Below are 19,754 nucleotides of genomic sequence, written 5' to 3' on the forward strand. Positions count from 1 at the left end.
ACCCGCCCCGCGCCGTCTGCCTGACCGGTGCGCGCCGCTGAAACCCGCCCCGCGCCGTCTGCCTGACCGGTGCGCGCCGCTGAAACCCGCCCCGCGCCGTCTGCCTGACCGGTGCGCGCCGCTGAAACCCGCCCCACGCCATCTTCCTGGCCGGTGCGCGCCCCTGACCCGTCCCGCGCCGTCACCACTCCAACGCCGCAAGTTTTCGGTGGGTGATCGACACCCCCCCAACCTTAAGCTCACAAAACGACAAAGGCCATTGGCGTCTCTGCTCGCCAGTGACCATTCAGTTACACAAACGCCGACATACCGGTAATCGCGCGTCCAACGATCAGCGTATTCATCTCGTGAGTGCCTTCGTAGGAATAGAGCGCTTCGGCGTCGGCAAAATAACGCGCCACCTCGTGTTCGAGCAGAATGCCGTTACCGCCAAACACTGCGCGGGCCAGAGCGACGGTTTCCCGCATCTTTTCGCCACAGAAGACTTTGGCTAGCGAAGCATGCTCGTGGCTGATCTTGCCGTTGCGGGCGGCGATCTGGCTCATACGCAGGCACAGCGTCTGCATGGCAGTCACATTTGCCAGCATCTGCACCAGACTGTTTTGCACCAGTTGGAAGCCACCGATCGGACGGCCAAACTGGATGCGCTGTTGAGCATAGGCCAGCGCTTTCTCGTAGGCGCCCATCGCCACTCCGGTCATCGCCCATGCTACCGCGGCGCGAGTGATCGCCAGTTGGCGAGCAATCCCGCGGAAACCACCCACATTGGGCAGCCGGTTGGCTTCGGGCACCCGGCAATTATTCAGGCGGATATTGGCGTTTTGCACGGTGCGCAGCGCAATTTTGCCTTCGAGCCGCTCAACTTCGTAACCGGGCGTGTCGCGCTCGACAATAAAACCCTGGACCTGATTGTTTGATACATCACGCGCCCAGATGATATTGATATCGGCAATCGGCGCGTTACCGCTCCATTTTTTGGCCCCGTTGATCACCCACGAGCCGCGCTCAAAACGGGCAGTCGTGGTCAACCCGGCTGCGGTCGCCGAGCCAACTTCGGGTTCGGTCAGCGCCCACGAGCCAATCAGCTCGAACCGTTGCATTGGTGGCAGCCAGCGCTGCTTCTGTTCAGGCGAGCCGAAGAGATCGATTGACCCCATGCACAAACCCCAGTGAACGCCGAAAAAGGTGTAGATTGAGGGATCAACCCGCGCCAGCTCCATACAGGCGATGCCGGTCAATACCGGGCCAAGCGCATCGATGGCGTAGGGCCGCGTGCCGAAGGTTTCAGCGATAAGACGGGCAAAACCGGGCACGATTTCGTGGGGAAACTCACCGCGTTCCCAGTAGCTGCCGGCTATCGGACGAATCTTCTCTTCCATGTAAGCGCGAATCTTTTGCTGGATCTCGCGCTCTTCTGGCGAAAGTTCGGCCAGAATCTCGAAGAAATCACTATTGATCGGCGGCACCCGTTTGGGCCGTCGTTTGGCGGTAATACTTTTCAACAGCAGACCGATGTCTTGAGGGGTCACCCCACGCAGAGCGCGAAAGGTATCAATCAGTGGGAGATGCACCTGCTGCATGATGCGGGTGAGGCTGGCCGGAAGGGTGATAAGTGCCATGGATGCCTCCTGTTCAGCGTTGAGTGATAGGCAACCTCATCGTTGCCAGATATAACGTTCAGCAACAAAGGGAATGACGCAGCGCGTCAATATCAAGTGTAGCATAGCCGCGCGCGGGTGTCAATAACAATGTTGTCATCCCTGGAGCCGGTCAGCCCGGAAGCGCGCGGCAATAACGGTTGACGGTCAACGCTGCAATCGTCTACAATAACGCAAGGAAAAGATGTTGTTGCGTCAGATTGCCGGTTGCTTCATTATTCAGCTCAGAGCATCCTGTCGGGCGATGAACCTGCAGAGAGGCAACACCGCCGCAATAGCAAAGAGTGTAAAATCACAGGTTATATTCGTATGCAAAAGCTGACCGCTGCGCAGATCCGCGACACGTTCATCTCATTTTTTATCCGTCATGGCCATACCCACGTGCCCAGCTCATCGCTGGTCGTTGCCAATGATCCAACCCTGCTGTTCGCCAATTCGGGTATGGTGCAGTTTAAAGATGTCTTTCTTGGTCGTGAACAGCGCCCCTACACCCGCGCCGTTACTGCGCAGAAGTGTTTGCGCGTGAGCGGCAAGCACAACGATCTCGAAGAGGTTGGCCCCTCGCCGCGCCACCACACCTTTTTTGAGATGTTGGGCAACTTTTCCTTCGGCGACTATTTCAAGGCCGAAGCCATCCGTCTGGCCTGGAAGCTGTTGACCGAAGAGTTTCAACTGCCGGTTGAACGGCTCTGGTTTACCGTCTTTGCCGGTGATGACGAGGTTCCCCCCGACGACGAAGCGGCGGCGTTATGGATCGCGCAGGGCGCCGATCCGTCGCGCGTGCTGCGCTTTGGCCGCAAAGACAATTTCTGGGTGATGGGAGATACCGGGCCGTGTGGCCCCTGCTCTGAAATTACGATGTACATCGGCGACGACCTCAGCCAGATGCGCGCTGAGGGGGTCAATTCCGATGATCCCAATTACGTTGAGATTTGGAACAACGTGTTCATGCAATATGACCGCGCCACGATGCAACCCCTGCCGCGCCCTTCAGTCGATACCGGCATGGGCCTGGAGCGGATGGCAATGGTCATGCAGGGTGTCCACAGCACCTATGAGACCGACTTATTTGTCGCCATTATCAACCGGATTATCGGTATTCGTGGCAGCGATGAGGCGCATTATCACGCGCATCGCAGCGCATACCGCGCTATTGCTGATCACGCGCGGGCAATAGCGTTTCTGATCGCCGATGGCGTCTTGCCCGGCAACCTTGGCCGTTCGTATGTGTTGCGCCGTATCCTGCGCCGCGCCGCCTATCAAGGTCGCGTAATCGGTTTTGAGCGCCCCTTCCTGGCCGATGTGATTACAACCGTGATCGATCAGATGGGCACGGCCTACCCCGAACTGGTAAAACGGCGCGAGTTTATTCTGAGCGCAACCGATCAGGAGGAGCGCCAGTTCCTGCGCGCGCTCAGCGGCGGTATTACCCGCCTCAATGCGGTCATCGAGCAGGTGCGAGCCCGCGGCGAGACGGTCATTCCCGGTAACGATGCGTTTGTGTTGCGCGATACGTATGGTTTCCCGCTTGACCTGACGCAGAAGATTGCTGCCGAACAGGGATTGACGGTCGATGAAGCCGGTTACGAGGCGGAGATGGCCGAACAGCGCGCCCGTTCGCGCGCCGCAGCCGCCAGTAAGCGCGGTGGCGAAGCCGATCTGTGGGCCGAACTGGATGTGCCGGCATCGCATTTCACCGGTTACGAGCGGCTCAGCGATCGGGCAATGGTGATTGGAATGCTGGCCAACGGCGATACGGTCACTACCGCAAGCGCCGGGCAAACGGTGCAAATCGTACTCGACACCACTCCTTTTTATGCCGAAAGCGGCGGTCAGGTCGGCGATACCGGTCTGCTGGTCGGGCCGGAAGGCACGGTACAGGTCGAAGATACCCGTCGCCCCTTGCCCGGCCTGATTGTTCATTACGGTCGAGTGACGACCGGGACGATCAGCGTCGGCGACCAGGTGCAGGCAACGGTCGATCTGGTGCGGCGAGCCGACATTCAACGCAATCACACCGCCACCCATATGCTCCAGCGCGCGTTGCGTGATGTGTTGGGCGAACATGCGGCGCAAGCCGGCTCGCTGGTGGCGCCGGATCGATTGCGGTTCGACTTTACCCATACCAAACCGCTTGACCCGGAAGAGCTGCGCGAAGTGGAGCGGCGATTGAATGCGTGGGTGCGGGCCGATGCCGCGGTGCGCTGGGAGATTACCGGTTATCAAGACGCAATGGCCCGCGGCGCTATCGCGCTGTTCGGTGAAAAGTACGGCGACACGGTGCGGGTGGTGACCATCGAGCGCGGCAACGGCAACGACAACGTGGAATACGCTTCGCGCGATAGCCTCGAACTGTGCGGTGGCACTCACGTCAATCGCACCGGCGAGATCGGGTTTGTTCGCCTGATCGGCGAAGGGAGTATCGGGAGTGGAATCCGTCGCGTCGAAGCGTTGACCGGACGCGGCGCGGAACAATGGGTTGAGCAGCAGGCGCAGTTGTTGCGCGATCTGGCGCTGCGGATCAACGCACAGCCGGCGCAACTGGCTGAACGAATCGATGCGTTGCTGGCCGAAAACCGGCAGCGGCGGCAGGAACTTGAGGCGCTGCGGAGCAAGCTGGCCCGCGATATGCTCGATACGCTGTTAAACCGCGCGCAGACCGTGGCCGGTGTGACGCTGCTCACTGCTGAGGTTGAAGCCGACTCGGTCGATCGGTTGCGCGAGATGGGCGAATATCTCCGCGACAAACTGGGTAGCGCCGTGATTGTTCTGGGAACGCAGATCAACGGCAAGCCACAGTTACTGGCAATGGTGACCCCTGATCTGGTTCGTCGCGGCCTGAATGCAGTGCAATTGATCAAGCCGCTGGCGACTATTGTCGGCGGCGGTGGCGGCGGTCGGCCCGAAATTGCCCAGGCCGGCGGACGCAATCCCGATCAACTGGCGGCGGCAATCGCGGCAGCAACCGGAGTGCTGGCTGAACAGGCGGGATAACGTTGGGCGCAGAGGCGTGAAGTGTTGTGACTGCGCGTCTGCTCTTTGGGTAGCGAGCCGGCGCGAGGGATGGGGAGCTATGAGCACCGACGAAACGGCGATTTTCTTCGCTCGACTCGATGATACTGTCGAGTCGCTGATGGCGCGTGTCCGCGCCTCTCATGCTGCCAATATCCAGATCCTGGTTCCTGAAGGAGTCACTGCGCTTCAGCGGGTCGCCAACACCGACGCCTTGCGCGAACTTGCCGCGGCAGCCGGCATTGACCTGACAATCATCAGTTCTGATCCAGCTATCCTCAAAGCGGCCCGCCAGAGCCGGTTGACAACGATTGAGGTCACTGGGGCGCATGTGTATGTGCCGATGCACGCATACTCAATGCCCTCTTCATCGCCCGAAGATTTGCCGGCTGAGGATCTGGAATTTTTAGCCGCGCTCGATGAACTGGCTGTCGATGAGAAAGCCGGAATGGCCGACCTGATCGCCAGGCCGGATCAACCGTCACCGAAAGCCACTCAACCGGTGGCTGCGCCGACAACGCGCCCACTTCCTGCCACGACTTCCGGGCCAGCCGTGCCGCCGGCAATGAGTGACGACGATCTCGAATTTTTCGACGCGCTCGACGATCTGGCGGCGGCATTTGAACAGGAACGCGCGGGGGAACCACCACCGCCTATCGCGCCGCCACGCGCCGAAGCTGCGCCACCGCGCGCGCGCCCGGAAGATATTCAGCTCTCTGCGGAAGAAGTGACGCGGGCCGATCGAATTGCCCGGCGCAGCGACGCCGACCGCGCGCAGCGAACCGCAGCGACACCTCGCCCCAAACCTGCGCCAACACCCGCCCCGTCTGAACCGACGCAAGCGACCACCAGACGCAGCGCATCTGCTCCTGCTACCCGATCATCGCCGTGGCTGATCAGGTTGCTGCTCGTCGTGTTGATCGTAGCGGTGGCACTGCTCAGTATCCTGCTGGTTGTGACCCGCAGCGTCACCGTTGTGGTTCGCCTGCCGACGCGGGAAACGACACCCATTGCCGGCATGGCAATCCCTATGATCCCGGCGACCTCTACCCGCGCTGACGGGGCAGTGGCCGTTGATCCGATTGGTACCACTGTGGCAATCAGTGTTGACGGCGAAGTGAACGAAGGCGTGCTAACACCGATCAGTAGCGCTGCCGGCCTGGTTACGCTTCGCAACCTCAATACGCAACCGATCACTATTCCGGCAGGGAGCGAGTTTGTCGCGTATGGGCCAAACAATCAGCCGATCCCGTTCATCAGCGAAGCCGATGTCACCGTGCCCGGCGCTGTGACCAGAAACCTTGGCAATCAGATCATCACCACCCTCGGCGAGGCCCAGGTGCAAATTGTTGCCCGTTCACCTGGCAGCGCCTCAAACATTCCGGCAAACAGCATCAGCGAGCTGCGCATCGCTGGCGGGCCAACGATCAGCCTGACCAGCAATCTACTCACGATTGTCCATGACCCCATCGGCGGCGGCGCCGATGACGAGGTCTTCGTCATCAAAGAGAGTGATGTGCGCCGCTATCTGGCCGCTGCTCTGACCAGCCTCGACCAGGAAGCCCGTCGCCAACTTGAAGGCCTGGCGATGGCGCGCAACCTGCGGCTCGAGCCGACGACCGTCTCGCCCAGCCGGGCCGAACTCGAGCAACTGGCCGGCTTTGAGATGATTGTCGAGCCACCCATCGGCACATCGTTGCCCAAAGAGAACCGCGCGTTCAGGTTGACCGTGCAGGCCAGATACAGCGGTCTGGCGATCAACGGTGACGAGACGACATTTCAGCGTCAACTAGCCGACGCCTTCAATGCCCAACTGGTGCAAAACGGTCAGTTGCGCCCCGGCGATTGTCGCGCCGCGTTTATTCAAAGCTGGCGCTGGGATGGCGCAACGCTGCGCGTTGATGGTTCGATTGGACCCGATCCGGCCTGTGGCAACGAACTTGACCCGGCTACGCGCGCCGCAATCCAGAATGCGGTGCTTGGCCGTAGCCGCGCTGAAGCTGAAGCTGCATTGCAGGCGCTGGTCGCCAGCGGTCGCCTGACCGGCTTTGAATTGCCCCCTGACGTTGACCAGTTCCCCGGTTGGAGCTGGCAGATTCGGATACGCCATGAATGAACAGACCATCCTGGGGCTTGATGTTGGCGAGCGACGAATAGGTGTCGCCATTGGCGACACCGGCGCGCGCATTGCCGCCCCAGTGACTACCATCGCAGCCCATCCACCTGAGCGGGCAATTGCCCGCATCGCGCATCTGGTTGCCGAGCGCGGCGTCGCGCGAGTCGTCGTCGGATTACCGCTCACCATGCGCGGCGAACACGGCCCGCAAGCGATGGCAGTACAACGCTTCGCCGAAACCCTGGCCGCCGCAATCCCCTGCCCGGTTGAACTGTTCGACGAACGCCTGACCAGCGTCGCTGCCGAACAGATGCTGCGTAATCTTGGCCTCAAACCGGCGAAAATCAGGCAACAGATCGATCAGGTCGCCGCATCGATCATCTTGCAAGATTACCTTGACGCTCAGCGCAACCTGAACTCATCGTGCGCAGAGGCAGAGTATGAAACCCGACATCCGACCGATTAGCGCCGCTGCGACTCGTCCGCTCCGTCAGCGCATTCTGCGCCCGCATCAGGCAATTGACGAACTGGTCTACCCCCGTGACGATCATCCGCTGGCGCTGCACGTCGGCGCCTTCGTCGCCGATCAACTCGTGGGCATTGCTTCGTTTGCGCCCGAATCCTGCCCGGCAGCGCCGGCGCAAGCGGCATGGCGGCTCCGCGGCATGGGGGTATTGCCTGCCGCGCAGCGGCAAGGATTGGGCAAAGCCCTGTTGCAGGCCGGAATTGCGCATGCGCGTCGTCACGCTGGCGATCTGATCTGGTGCCACGGACGCACCAGCGCACTGCCGTTCTATCGCGCGCAGGGATTTGTGACCTGGGGTGATGAGTTCGTTGTGCCGCAAACCGGGCCGCATTACATCCTGTTGTACTGGCTGACAGTGCCAGTGCCTGCCACTACCACCTGTTGCTGATTGACAACCGCAGCGTCGGCGACTATCGCCGGATGATCGTCGGGTCAACCATCGTCTGGCGCACTGTTCCGCTTCCGGGGCATCGTTTTCATCATCAGGCAAAAGGCAAAGTCTGCCTCATTTTCAGATGCCTTTTTTGCTACAATAAACGCCAGATGAGACGATCACGTATGGAGCGGCAATGATGATCCACTTCAGAGTGTTGCTTCCGTTATCAAACAAGATGAAAAAATTGTCATCTTGAAAAGCATGCTATACCACATTTGTGAACTACCTTTTTGCTACAATGAATGCTAAACGAGACAATCAGCTACGGAGCAGCAACGATGACCCATTCCAAACCTTTGGACGTTGCATGGCAGACGCTGGTAGCCTGGACGCAAGCTGCGCTCGGTCAATCGCCTTCCGCATCGCCGGCATTGATTGCTTCGGCATGGCAGATTGTCGGTCAGGAGGCACAGACAACATGGCCTGCCTCCACTGACGGCCTGGCAACCATCTTTACCCGCCTGACGAGCCCGTCGTTGCAGCTTTGGCAGCCACCAGCCGCGTTGAGCTGCCGCGATGATGCGCTGTTCCCGGTGAACCAGCCCCGATCTCCCACTGAATCTTTCGAATCTTTGCAACAGGCGCTGAACATTGGCCTGAACGAAGCCAGCCAGACTGCCGATCCAGCCCTGCGGTTGGAACGATTGCTGGTAGCGTTGCAGCGTTACGCCTGGTCATGGCCGTCGCCGCTACCGGCAGTGTCGCTCTACGATCTGGCCCGTCTCCACGCTGCTACCCAGGCTGCGCAGGCCGCCGACCCGGATGGCGCTATCTGCCTGATCGGTGGCGATCTATCCGGTTTGCAGGATTTTCTCTACAGTATTCCGGCAGAAGGAGCGGCCCGTCAATTGCGCGGGCGCTCGTTTTACCTGCAACTGCTTACTGACGCCTGCGCCCGTTATGTGTTGCGCCAATGCGACATGCCCCTATGCAATCTGCTTTACGCTGGCGGTGGGCGCTTTTACGTGGTCGCGCCGGGTAGCGCTGCCGGGCAGGCAATGGCGTGGCGACGGGAAATCGGTCAGACGCTGCTGGCCGGGCATGCCGGCGCGCTCTACCTGGCGGTGGGCGCTACCCAACCCTTCCGGCCAGACGCCTATAGCGATAACACCTGGCGCGAGCTGAGCGAAGCTATCGACCATGACAAACGCCGCCGATTTGCCGCGCTCGACGAAACGGCTTTTGCCCGCATTTTCCAACCCCGTCCGCCTCGTCCGCCGCGCGCCGACGGTCAAGAGCAACCCGATCCACTGGGCGAGTCGCTGGCCGATTTAGGGCGCCAACTGACGCGAGCCGCCATCTTGCAGATCGATCCGGTAGCGCAACCAATGGCAGGATCGACCTGGCGGAGCGTGATCAGTCGGCTGGGAGTGCTGTATGAGCTGCTGCCGGACAACACTCGACCCCGCGCGCAGGCGCTGGCGCTCGACGATGAGGCCGTACCACACGAACCACGACAGGCCATTCGGTTTGGGCAGCGGTATACCGTAACCGAGGCATACCGCCTGAGCGCGACCGATCTGCAACGCTTATCTGAGGACGATCCGGCGCAGGCGATTGACCTGGAAGTCGGTGATGTGGCGCCCCTCAACACGCTCGCCCGTCGAAGTGAGGGCATTCCGCGCATCGCCGTCCTGCGCATGGATGTAGACAATCTCGGTGATCTGTTCGGCAGAGGATTGCAGCGTCCGTCGGGATTGGCTGGCCTTGCCGTGACCGCCGCATTAAGTAGCGCGCTGAGCCGCTTCTTCGAGGGATGGGTAGGCGAAATCTGTCGCCAATTCAACCAGCGCGCAAACGGCGGCGTCTACGCCGTCTACAGTGGCGGTGACGATCTGTTTCTGGTCGGCTCCTGGCATCTCATTCCCGAGCTGGCCGTCGCCATTCGCAACGACTTTGTGCGTTACGTGACCGGAGCCAAACCCACCAACACGCCGCCTCCGATCAGTGTCTCTGCCGGGATTACGCTGCATCGCGCCGGGTATCCCCTCTATCAGGCGGCGGAAGATGCCGGTAATGCGCTCGATGCAGCCAAGGCGTATGTTCATACCGATGGGCATAGCAAAGACGCAATCACGTTTCTCGGTCGGACGCTGGGCTGGAACGAGTTTATGCGGGCGATGGCCTGGAAAGATGAGCTGCGCGACCTGATCGGTCAGGGGGCGCCGCGCACCCTGTTAATGACGCTGCAAGCGCTGGCAACTCGCGCCAGCGCGCGCTACAACCGCTCAGGAACGCCGCAGGTCACGGTTGGACTATGGGTGTGGCAGGGAGCGTATCAGCTTACCCGGCTGGCGGAGCGCTCCGGTCAACTACGACCACGGATCGAAACCTTACGCGATCAACTGGTAAGCGCCGAAGGTATCGCCGGTCGCGCCATTGTCATTGCCGGCCTCGCCGCGCGCTGGACTCAGTTGCTGCTGCGCGGCGCCGATCAACGTCGCTAAAGTGGAAAGGAGGACATTTGTGACCCAACGCGGCCCAAACCAACCCTCGATGCGCACTATCAAGAGAGAGGATCTGGAGCGGATTATCATCGAAGATTCGCCGGAGGCCATTAATCTGCTGGTCAAAGCGGCAGATAAACTCGGTAAGTATCTGAAGGACGAAAAACTTACTACTTCACAGATTCGCACCATCTTCGGCGAGGTGCGTTCCATCGAGCAAGAGGTTCCCACCAGCGCGCAGGAACTGCCGCTGGCAGCGCAACGCCGCTTGTTGATGCTGAAACCGAAGATGGCGTACCAGGTCGGTCGCTTCAACAACAACCAGGCGCTGCGCGAGTTAGCCGATACCCTCTCAGAGGCTATCGATCTGGTTGGCAACGACGCGCGCCGTTTTCGCGTCTTTGTCGATCTGTTTGAAGCCATTCTCGCCTATCATCGCCGCTACGGTGGCCGCACCAGCTAGAAGGAGGGTAGCTGTATGACTACACATTCTTCCACCAACACCCGCGCCGTCACGCTGCACGGACGCATTTTTCTCCGCGCCGAAATTGAATTGTTGACTGGTCTGCATATCGGCGGCGCCGCTGGCGGCCTGGAAATTGGCGGTCTTGACAAGCCGGTCATTCGCAATCCGCGCACCAATCAACCCTATATTCCCGGCTCGTCGCTGAAAGGCAAGCTGCGCTCGCTTATGGAAAAGGCCTACGGCGCGCCGCAGACCTTCCGCATCAACGAAGGCGTGTACGTGCATCTACCCAGAAATCAGGATGAATACCAGCTTTATCGCCCAATTGCCGGCGTCTTCGGCACGTTGCCTTCGCACGAACGCCTGACGATTACCGCCCCCACCCGCCTGACGATCCGCGACGTGCCGTTGACGCCAGAATCCGAGCAGGAGCTGCGCCAGTTGCGTACCGATCTGCCGTACACCGAGATCAAATGGGAAGCGTCGATCGACCGGGTCACTTCGGCGGCAGCGCCGCGCCAGATCGAGCGCGTGCCGGCAGGCGCTGTCTTCGGCCCGCTCGAGGCGGTCTTCAGTCTGTACGTCGGCGACAACGAAAAGCTGACCGAGGTCATCGATCTGTTTGGTTACCTGCTCGATGCCTTTGCCCAGCTCGAAGACGACTACCTCGGCGGCATGGGTTCGCGCGGCAACGGGCAGGTGCGGTTGCGCAACGTGCAGATCCTGGCGCGACGACTGCGCAATAACCACTACGACGAGCCGAAATCGATCACAACGGCCAATAGCCTCAGCGAGCTACCGCGCAATGATGTAATGAATCGATTACAGCAATTTTTCGCCAATTAAGCCGTGCCGGAGCGCTCATCATGGCCACTTTCGATGTCTATTATCTCAACCCGCCACCCGGCGCAACCACACTGGCCTTTCATTTTGGCCGCCAGGGTATCGGCCTGGAAGAGACCAACGAGACGCTGGCCTCTGATTCGCTGTTTGCGGCCCTGACCGCGCAGGCAGCGGTCAGCGATCCCGCCCGCGCGCCCAACGGCGCGCCAGCCTGGATCGCGCCATTTGTTGCCGGGCAGCCACCATTGCGCCATAGCTCACTGCTGCCGGCCATCGCCGACCTACCTCTGTTGCCCCGTCCGCTCTTGCCGTTGCATCTACCGGAAGCGAGCGTCGCTAACGCCAAGCAACTGAAAAAGCTGCGCTATCTATCGCCATTGCTGTTCAGTCTGGTGTGTCGCGGCGAACCGCTACCAGAGCGGATCATCATCTTGCAGCAAGGGAAGGTCTGGCTGAGTGAAGACGAAGCTGACCGGTTGCCGTCACCATGGAGACTGACAAACAACGAAGCGCGCGAAGCCTGGCGAGCGCGCTTGCAGGCGACACCACTCTGGCAGATTGAAGCGATACCGCGCGTAGCTCTCGATCGTCTCAGCAACGCTTCGGCTTACTACGAAGTGGGACGGGTCGTGTTCACACCAGGCGCCGGGCTATGCCTGCTCGTCAGCGTTGCCGATCCATCGGCCCGCGCGCCCTTCGAGCGCCTGCTCACCCTGCTCGGCGAGAGCGGGCTGGGTGGCAAGCGCGCGAACGGCTACGGTACGTTCGGCTGGCGGCGCGGGCAGCCACTCAAACTGACGATGGCCGCCACGCCACGCCGCGCCGTGCTCCTCTCGCGGTTTGTGCCTGCCGATGATCGCGAACTGGCGCTGGTGCGCGATGCGCGTTCCACCTACCAGATCGTCAATGTCGGCGGCTGGAGTCTGACGACAGATGGCGTCACCCTGCGCCGGTCTTCAATCATGATGCTCAGCGAAGGATCGGTGATTGCCGTCAATGATCGCCTGCCAGAAGGAAAACTGATCGATGTCCGGCCAGATGAAACTATCACACATCCGATCTATCGCAGTGGACTGGCGCTTGCGATTGGCATTCCCGGTTGATCGGCGCGACAGACAGGAGGCAGTATGCCGGCAAAGATTACTCAGGTCTACACACTGCGCATTGAAACTATCAGTCCGGTGGCGATCCTGAGCGGCGCGCGCTTGCGCGAAGAGGTTGATTTCTTTGTCAACCAGGAGACGAAAACGACCTGTGTTATCAATAGTGACGCTGCGTTAGAGCTGGCGCTGGCACGCTGGCTCGAGCGCCAACCCTCGCCGGAAGAGCGACGGCGCCAGCTCGAACAGCGCGCTGAGAAGATCCGGCGATGGAAAGAGCGACATAAGGCCGAGATCAAGCAGTTTGAACAGTCGCCACCGCGCGATCCGCGCAAGCAAGTGCAGCAAGAAGAGCGGCTCCGTGACGAAGCGCGCAAAATCAAGCAAGCAGAACGAGAATTGCGCGAAGAACAACAATTGCTGGCTTTGAGCGGCGATGTCAGCCCGACCGTGCCCGATCAGTTGCTGAGCAACAGTGGATTCGGCGATCTGATCAAAAGTGGGTTGCTCTCCGATGCCGACCTCAGTCCTGATTCGCGGCTTACGCGCTACTACTATGCCGGTCAACCGGCGTCCCAAAGCGGCCAGAGCGAGATTCTGGCCTGCGTCAAAGATGCCTTTGGCCGGTTATACATCCCCGGCTCGTCGCTCAAAGGCGCATTGCGTACCATCTTGAGCTGGGCACTGGCTCCAGAAAACGCCGGCAATGCTCTGACACAGTTTGCCAGCGAAGCAGACAAACGGCAGGCAGCCAGGCCTATCGAGCGGGCCATCTTCTACGGGCGGAAACAGGGCGATGATAGGCGAGTAAGCCACGAACTCCTGCGCGATGTCATGCGGGTAGTCCATATCGGTGACAGCCGACCGCTCAGACAGATGCCAGAATTGCTCAATGTGCAGGTCTTTCCGCAAGGCTCACCGATAGCAGTGGAAGCCATTCCTGCCGGTCTGACCTTCACTGCCACCTTGCAGATCGACCTGTACCCGCTGACCAGTCCCGTGGCCCGCGCCATCATCGACTTCGGCAACTGGACAGATCTGCTCCAGCCGGCGGCGCTCGCTGCCGGCGGCAGGAGACGGGCCAGGCAGTTGATTGAAGGCGAGAAAGAATACTTTAAAAATCGCGGCGCCCCCGCGCTTTCCCAGTTTTACCAGGAGTTAGAGAAGCAACTGGAACAACTTGATCAAACTAACTCCTTCCTCATTCCCATCGGTTGGGGCGCTGGCTGGCGAACCAAGACTCTCGATGATCGCCTGCGCGCCGACCAGCAGCGCGAGCAGGTCTTCGTCGAGGCCGTGCATCGTTACCGCATGAAGATTGACGAACAACGCTCCCGGCGCTTCCAGGCTGGCGATCTCTTCCCGGCCACGCGCAAGCTGGTTATGCGGGGCAAACACCCTTACCTTCCATTGGGATGGATGCGTATTACTATTGAGGAGCGAGGATGAACATTCTGATTATGGCTAACATCGGGAATAGCGATCTCTTGATCGACGGAAAGCGAGTGCAACGTCCGCGGCCTGAGGGCGAAACGGTCATGCAACAACTGGCGCAACACCAGATCGAATTCCCGATTCTGGAACCCTGTCTGAACTATATCCGGCAGCAGAATCCAAACGCCATTGCCCGCCTGATCTGCTTCTACACCGACCAGCCGGAAACGCCAGACACAACCAGATCGGATCGTTTCGGCGTGAGCCTGCGCGACAAAGATACAATCTGGTTTGCCCGCATTGCCGGGCAGATTTTGCCCGCGCGGTTCCCAGGCTGGTTGAGAGAGGCGCAGGCGGTGCGGATCGAAAGCAGTCACGGCGCCGATCTCAATCCCAGCATCTATGATGAAGCGTTCGAAGCCTACGATCACCTGCTTGCGCGCTATTACGACCGAGAGGCGCATCTGTGCTTCATCCTGACCGCCGGCGGCATCCCGGCCTGCAACTTCGCCCTGCAATTGCGCGCCATCATTGCCTACGGCGAGCGATGCCGGTTCATCTACCCTCCCGAATCCGGACGGATCGGCGAACTGCGAATTGGCGAGCAGATTCAGGCTACCATTCAGCGCGCGAACGCCATGGCAGCGCTCGAACAGTACAATTTCCCTTCCGCGCTTGCCAGCGCGCGCGCGGCGCGGGTCAGCAACTGGATTGTCAACATGCTCGAATACGCAGTTTACCGGGAAGCCTTTGATTTCCGGCGCGCCTTGCAGGCTATCGAGCAGGCCGAACGCCAGGCGAGCGGCAGCGTTCGCCAGTTATGCGCCGAACTACATCACAACCTGCGCCAGTTGAGCGAACGCAACGATCCGGCAGCCCTGCTGCGCGAGGTGTTCTACAGCGCCGAGATCGCCTGCCGCAACGGTCGCTACGCCGGCATGCTGGGGCGCATCTTCCGCTTCCAGGAAGGCGCGCTCCGCCTGATCGTAGAAAGGTACCTTGGCGTGCCGACCGATATGAGTCGAGCGGTAAAAGAGAGCAACCTTGCGCGCTACCTCGAACAGATCGACTCCCACCCTGCCTTGCGCGATTATCTTGAGCAACAAACCATTGACAACAAACCGCTGCGCTACCGCGATGGCCCCAACCGCCCCGTCATGCAGGCAATGATCAGATTCGTCATCGAGGGCGGCGCGCGCGCCGATGGACAACCGTTTGCGAACAAGAAAGATCGCAATCGATTGCAGACGGTGAATCACCTTTTGGGGCAGCTCGATACCCTGGCCGACCTGCGCAACCAGAGCGTCATTGCGCATGGCTATGCCGGCGTATCGCGCGAAGAGATCGATGCAATCTACAAAGGCGGCCCTGAAAAGATTATCGAAGACCTGCGCGAAATGATGTACCAGCTTGATATCGACAAGCAACCATCACCCTTCGATCGGGTCGTCCAAACCATCCAGGATGCGCTGCAACGAGGTTTATGAAAGCGATTCTCATCTGCAACGTCGGCGGTCGCGATCTTGTTTGCGCGACATTTGCCAGGGGAAAAGAACCCGAACGGATGTGGGCTGAAACTGCCCTTGCGCGCTATGCGGAACTGCGCCCGCACTTTGCCCTGCCCATCATCGAGAAAGCGCTGCATTATCTGGCGATACAACAATTCGAGCTGGAACAGATCGTTCTCATTGCCTCTGACCAATCGCCGCAGGCTTCAGAACATTTCTGGCAGAGCGATACCATCATTTCTGCCCAGATCATTCAGCGCCTGCTCAGCGATGGCTATCGCGACTTCCCGCCGGTGGATCGCGAACGGATCGCGATCTGGACGATTGCCGACGAATGCGGGCAAGGCGCCGATCCTTCCGACTATGACCAAACCTTGCGCTTTCTCGAGCGGCAGTTGCCGGCGCTGGCTGAACGCTACCCCGCATGCTCTGTCTTCCTTGAAGTGACCGGCGGCACGCCGGCTATGACGACCGGCCTGCTCATCGCCGGCACCGAAGTGTTCGGCGGACGCGCCGAAGTGCTTTCGATCCATCCCCGACAGCCACTGCCGCAGGCAATCAATACTGGACGACGGTTACTCGCGGCGCCACTGCGCGCGACCCTCCGCTCAAACGCCGCCACCTACGCTTACGCGGCAGCCGCGCGCACCTTCCTCGAGCACGAAGCGATTATCACCGACCGGCTCGACCCGACGGCAAAGGGATTAATCGCGCCATTGCTGGCCTACGCCCATCACCGCTTCAATTTCGATCTGGTCAACGCGCGGCGAGCGTTAGAGCAAACGCATCCGTCACCGCAGTGGCAGGCCGACATTGCCGACCTGCTCGCGCAGGTAACCAATCCCGACCGGGAAGCGCGCCTGGCCGAGGTCATTCACGGCGCCAGCGCCCGCTACCAGATCGGGCTATACGCCGATTTTCTCACGCAAGTGGTGCGGTTTGAAGAAAACCTGCTCCGTCTGCTCTGCCTCCAGCGCGATGTCGTCTTCATCAACCGGCAATGGCAACGTGACAACGACGGCGCTTTTATCGACCGCCAATGGCTCAACCAGCGTTCGTTCACGCTCCAACGCGACCGCGATCCCAATCGGCATCTGGCCGCCGACCGCTCGACTCTCCGCGAGCTGCTCAGACATCTGGCGCGCGAGCGGAGCGAGTCGCTTGCAGACCTGTTTACCGCCATCGACCGGCTCGACGCGCTGATCAAGCGACGCAACGAACTGACCCATCATCTCGGCGGCGTGCAAAAAATCGGCCTGGCCCGCGCCTTTGCCGGCCCCAATGCTCCGGCCAGCGCCGCCGACGACATCGTGCCACATCTGCAAAAACTGTACGAACATGTATGCGGCAAACAGTTTCCGCCATCTCCCTACCAGCGCATCAATCAGCTTCTTGACCGATTGCTTGCGCGTCGTAGCGCATAGCCGACACAACTTCATGGCAGGCGGTAACCGACGTGAAAGTGGTATACTTTAAAATATCCATGCTGCCAGCGCACCTTTACAATTGAAAAGATAAAACGGGAATGATACACTCCGGCGCTCCGACACAAGCGCCGACCCTTCTGGAACGGGGCGCGGCAAACCGCACTCCAGCAAGCACAAACCAGCGCTATCTGGAGAACACTATGCCACTGGCAATCGTCTTCACCCTTCGACCTGCTATGCCGGCCAGCGTAGCCGGCAACCTGAGCCGAGCGGCGCATGCCGCCATTCTGCGCCTGATCGGAGCGGCAGATCCAAACCTTGCCGCTCGCATCCACGACGAGGAAGGCCGCAAGCCGCTCACCGTCTCAAACATCTGGGGCCTGGGCAATGGCGCCGTTGCCGCCGTTGATCCGGCGCGCGACTATCATCTGCGCGTCACCCTGCTCAGCGATGACCTCGAACGGATAGCGGCAGACTGGACGCCGGAAGCAATCGGCGCTCTCGACCTCGACGGCCTGCCCTGGCGCGTCACCGATCGAGCCACCACTGCTGCCGGGCACCCATGGGCTGGCCAGGCCAGCTACGAACAACTGGCCGAGTCGCTGCTCAGCCGGCCTGCTCAGCTCCCGGCAACGTGGACGATCCAGTTTGCTTCGCCGACCACCTTCCGGCAACGCGGCATGGCCATGCCCCTGCCGCTACCCGACCTTGTATTTGGCAGCATTTGCGAACAATGGAACGCCTCGGCCAATTTCGCGCTACCTGAGGAAGTGCGACGGTACGCCGCTGAATGTCTGGCAATCAGCCGTTACGAGCTGCGCAGCGTTGCCAGCCCCACCAGCGGCGGCGCCATTCAGATCGGAGCCATCGGTCACTGCACCTACCGGGCGATGAACCACGACCGCTACTGGCGCGCCTGCGTTGACACCCTGGCCAGTTTCGCCTTTTACAGCGGCATTGGCGCCGGCACCACCCGCGGCTTCGGGCAAGCGCGCCTCTTATCGGCGAACGGCAAAGCGCGTAACGAGCCTCAAAAAACCGACGATGGCAACGCTATACGTGATTGAACAAGGCGCAGAAATCGGCTGCAACGGCGAACGGATCGAAGTGCGGCGAGAAGGCGCGCTCATCGGGAGCGTCCCGCTGGTCAAGCTCGAAGACATCATCATCTTCGGCAATGCCGGCATCAGCACACCCGCGCTCAAGCGACTGCTCGATCGCGGCATCGAAGTGACCTTCATGACCATTGACGGGCGCTATCAGGGACGCCTGATCGGCCAGACCACTGCGCATGTGGCGTTGCGACAGGCGCAATACGCCTGCGCTGCCGACCAGGCGCGAGCGTTAACGCTGGCGCAGGCATTCGTTGAGGGCAAACTACGCAACCAGCGCGCTCTCTTGCAGCGGTTCAGTCGCAACCGGGCCGACCCGCCAGCGGAGGCCAGGGCTGCCGCTGACGATCTCGACGCCTACATCCGCCGGGTCAATCGCACCACGCGCCTCAGCGCGCTCCTCGGCGTTGAAGGCAGCGCCACAGCGCGCTACTTTGCCGGCCTGCGCAGCCTGATCGGAGCCGAATGGAACTTCAGCGGACGCCAGCGCCGACCGCCACCCGATCCGGTCAACCTGCTCCTCTCGTTTGGCTACACCCTGCTTGCCCACAAGGTGTTGGGAGCGGTTCAGGTAGCCGGCTTCGATCCTTTCCTCGGCTACCTGCACAGCCTCGACTACGGAAGACCATCACTGGCGCTTGATCTGATGGAAGAATTCCGTCCCCTGCTGGTCGACTCGCTGGTTGTGCGGCTCTGCAACGATGGCCGGCTCAGGCCAGAACACTTTCATGCTGGCGACGAAGAGCGACCGGTAGTCATCAATGACGAAGGCAAACGCATCTTTTTGGCCGCCTTTGAAGAGCGAATGCGCACCGAAGCCACGCATCCGGAAGGGGCGGACAGCGGGCCGGGTAAAGTCCCGTACACACGCTGCATCATCTTGCAAGCGCGACGCCTGGCCCGCGTCATTCGCGGCGAACGCGAGCGGTACGAACCATTCACGGCGCGTTAACAAGGGGAACGAGATGCTCTACGTCATCAGCTACGACATCGGCACTGACCGCCGTCGGCTTGCCATTGCCCGACTGCTCGAAGGCTACGGCCAGCGCGTGTTGGAAAGCGTCTTTGAATGCGATCTCGATCCGGCGGGATACCGCCAGCTCCGGCAGCGCCTGAACCGCTTGGTCAAGATCGAAGACGGCGACCGGTTACGCATCTACCAGCTCTGTCGCAACTGCCGCGAGCAAATCGAAATCATTGGCGACGGCCCGCCGCCAGAGCAAAGCCGTGACTGCTACATCATCTAATCGACCGGCGCTGTTATTGGCGCGGGATCGCATCCGCGCGCGAAAAAACGCCGTTCAAACCGAGGCCATTGCGACAAAACGCCTGACAGAATCGAGCGATATTCCCCCCGCCGCGCAAACTGGCCTGGCCAGCGCATTGCCAGGCGGCAAAATATGTGGTTCTTCAAAAAACCAAAATCCCCGTGAGGGGATTGAAACCTAACAGCCGGCGCTACCGCAGCCTACAGGGCAGACCGCTTCAAAAAACCAAAATCCCCGTGAGGGGATTGAAACAGCCGCAGCGCGTCAATCCAGAGATCGCGATATGAGACACGGCCTTCAAAAAACCAAAATCCCCGTGAGGGGATTGAAACCATTGCTCATTGTGGCAATCTACGGTCATGTTGCATCTAGCAGCTTCAAAAAACCAAAATCCCCGTGAG

At 60.4% G+C, this 19,754-nt stretch carries 16 protein-coding genes; 14 read left to right on the forward strand and 2 right to left on the reverse strand.

The features are described from left to right. Positions 1-290 precede the first annotated feature (290 nt). Positions 291-1,619, reverse strand: coding sequence for an acyl-CoA dehydrogenase family protein (locus tag Q0650_RS00640; protein WP_298814703.1), 1,329 nt, complete (start codon positions 1,617-1,619; stop codon positions 291-293). Between the two features lie 348 nt (positions 1,620-1,967). Between Q0650_RS00640 and alaS the strand changes: the two genes are divergently transcribed. The 14 genes from alaS (at position 1,968) to cas2 (ending at position 19,332) form a co-directional block, all read left to right on the forward strand. After that, positions 1,968-4,652 (forward strand): alanine--tRNA ligase, encoded by a 2,685-nt coding sequence (gene alaS, locus Q0650_RS00645; protein ID WP_298814708.1) that lies wholly within the window; start codon positions 1,968-1,970, stop codon positions 4,650-4,652. A gap of 79 nt (positions 4,653-4,731) precedes the next feature. Further along, positions 4,732-6,786: a hypothetical protein gene (locus Q0650_RS00650; RefSeq protein WP_298814710.1), complete on the forward strand. Its 2,055-nt coding sequence runs from the start codon at positions 4,732-4,734 to the stop codon at positions 6,784-6,786. Then, positions 6,779-7,252, forward strand: a complete 474-nt coding sequence (gene ruvX, locus Q0650_RS00655) for a Holliday junction resolvase RuvX (protein WP_298814713.1) — start codon at positions 6,779-6,781, stop codon at positions 7,250-7,252. The genes Q0650_RS00650 and ruvX overlap by 8 nt, the downstream gene beginning before the upstream one ends. Continuing rightward, the gene (locus Q0650_RS00660; protein ID WP_298814716.1) at positions 7,227-7,700 is read left to right on the forward strand and encodes a GNAT family N-acetyltransferase; all 474 of its coding nucleotides are present in this window, start codon (positions 7,227-7,229) and stop codon (positions 7,698-7,700) included. Before ruvX ends, Q0650_RS00660 begins: the two co-directional genes overlap by 26 nt. A gap of 326 nt (positions 7,701-8,026) precedes the next feature. Next, entirely contained in the window at positions 8,027-10,195 is a 2,169-nt protein-coding gene (locus Q0650_RS00665) for a type III-A CRISPR-associated protein Cas10/Csm1 (RefSeq protein WP_298814719.1), read from the forward strand. 19 nt (positions 10,196-10,214) lie between these two features. Continuing rightward, entirely contained in the window at positions 10,215-10,658 is a 444-nt protein-coding gene (csm2, locus tag Q0650_RS00670) for a type III-A CRISPR-associated protein Csm2 (protein ID WP_298814722.1), read from the forward strand. Positions 10,659-10,673: 15 nt separating this feature from the next. Further along, positions 10,674-11,507 (forward strand): type III-A CRISPR-associated RAMP protein Csm3, encoded by an 834-nt coding sequence (gene csm3, locus Q0650_RS00675; protein ID WP_298814724.1) that lies wholly within the window; start codon positions 10,674-10,676, stop codon positions 11,505-11,507. Positions 11,508-11,527: 20 nt separating this feature from the next. Then, positions 11,528-12,607: a type III-A CRISPR-associated RAMP protein Csm4 gene (gene csm4 / locus Q0650_RS00680; RefSeq protein ID WP_298814726.1), complete on the forward strand. Its 1,080-nt coding sequence runs from the start codon at positions 11,528-11,530 to the stop codon at positions 12,605-12,607. 24 nt (positions 12,608-12,631) lie between these two features. Continuing rightward, a complete protein-coding gene (gene csm5, locus Q0650_RS00685) occupies positions 12,632-14,053 on the forward strand; it encodes a type III-A CRISPR-associated RAMP protein Csm5 (RefSeq protein WP_298814728.1) in 1,422 nt (473 codons plus the stop codon). Next, positions 14,050-15,525, forward strand: a complete 1,476-nt coding sequence (locus Q0650_RS00690) for a hypothetical protein (RefSeq protein WP_298814731.1) — start codon at positions 14,050-14,052, stop codon at positions 15,523-15,525. The genes csm5 and Q0650_RS00690 overlap by 4 nt, the downstream gene beginning before the upstream one ends. Further along, complete coding sequence (locus Q0650_RS00695) at positions 15,522-16,970, forward strand: hypothetical protein (protein ID WP_298814733.1); 1,449 nt, start codon at positions 15,522-15,524, stop codon at positions 16,968-16,970. Before Q0650_RS00690 ends, Q0650_RS00695 begins: the two co-directional genes overlap by 4 nt. Before the next feature lie 203 nt (positions 16,971-17,173). Then, positions 17,174-18,040, forward strand: coding sequence for a CRISPR-associated endoribonuclease Cas6 (cas6, locus tag Q0650_RS00700; protein ID WP_298814736.1), 867 nt, complete (start codon positions 17,174-17,176; stop codon positions 18,038-18,040). Next, positions 18,018-19,037: a CRISPR-associated endonuclease Cas1 gene (gene cas1 / locus Q0650_RS00705; RefSeq protein ID WP_298814739.1), complete on the forward strand. Its 1,020-nt coding sequence runs from the start codon at positions 18,018-18,020 to the stop codon at positions 19,035-19,037. Before cas6 ends, cas1 begins: the two co-directional genes overlap by 23 nt. A gap of 13 nt (positions 19,038-19,050) precedes the next feature. Beyond that, positions 19,051-19,332, forward strand: coding sequence for a CRISPR-associated endonuclease Cas2 (gene cas2 / locus Q0650_RS00710; RefSeq protein ID WP_298814742.1), 282 nt, complete (start codon positions 19,051-19,053; stop codon positions 19,330-19,332). A gap of 238 nt (positions 19,333-19,570) precedes the next feature. Here the strand turns inward: cas2 and Q0650_RS00715 are convergent. Further along, the coding region (locus Q0650_RS00715) for a hypothetical protein (RefSeq protein WP_298814745.1) at positions 19,571-19,754 on the reverse strand (184 nt) is incomplete at its 5' end.

Origin of the sequence: uncultured Chloroflexus sp. (assembly GCF_937129525.1) — a bacterium.
Lineage (GTDB): Bacteria > Chloroflexota > Chloroflexia > Chloroflexales > Chloroflexaceae > Chloroflexus.

Excerpts from the sequence above, each read along its gene's own strand:
- Q0650_RS00640 (WP_298814703.1), bottom strand. The coding sequence starts at position 1,619 with ATGGCACTTATCACCCTTCCGGCCAGCCTCACCCGCATCATGCAGCAG.
- alaS (WP_298814708.1), top strand. The coding sequence starts at position 1,968 with ATGCAAAAGCTGACCGCTGCGCAGATCCGCGACACGTTCATCTCATTT.
- Q0650_RS00650 (WP_298814710.1), top strand. The coding sequence starts at position 4,732 with ATGAGCACCGACGAAACGGCGATTTTCTTCGCTCGACTCGATGATACT.
- ruvX (WP_298814713.1), top strand. The coding sequence starts at position 6,779 with ATGAATGAACAGACCATCCTGGGGCTTGATGTTGGCGAGCGACGAATA.
- Q0650_RS00660 (WP_298814716.1), top strand. The coding sequence starts at position 7,227 with ATGAAACCCGACATCCGACCGATTAGCGCCGCTGCGACTCGTCCGCTC.
- Q0650_RS00665 (WP_298814719.1), top strand. The coding sequence starts at position 8,027 with ATGACCCATTCCAAACCTTTGGACGTTGCATGGCAGACGCTGGTAGCC.
- csm3 (WP_298814724.1), top strand. The coding sequence starts at position 10,674 with ATGACTACACATTCTTCCACCAACACCCGCGCCGTCACGCTGCACGGA.
- csm4 (WP_298814726.1), top strand. The coding sequence starts at position 11,528 with ATGGCCACTTTCGATGTCTATTATCTCAACCCGCCACCCGGCGCAACC.
- csm5 (WP_298814728.1), top strand. The coding sequence starts at position 12,632 with ATGCCGGCAAAGATTACTCAGGTCTACACACTGCGCATTGAAACTATC.
- Q0650_RS00690 (WP_298814731.1), top strand. The coding sequence starts at position 14,050 with ATGAACATTCTGATTATGGCTAACATCGGGAATAGCGATCTCTTGATC.
- Q0650_RS00695 (WP_298814733.1), top strand. The coding sequence starts at position 15,522 with ATGAAAGCGATTCTCATCTGCAACGTCGGCGGTCGCGATCTTGTTTGC.
- cas6 (WP_298814736.1), top strand. The coding sequence starts at position 17,174 with ATGCCACTGGCAATCGTCTTCACCCTTCGACCTGCTATGCCGGCCAGC.
- cas1 (WP_298814739.1), top strand. The coding sequence starts at position 18,018 with ATGGCAACGCTATACGTGATTGAACAAGGCGCAGAAATCGGCTGCAAC.
- cas2 (WP_298814742.1), top strand. The coding sequence starts at position 19,051 with ATGCTCTACGTCATCAGCTACGACATCGGCACTGACCGCCGTCGGCTT.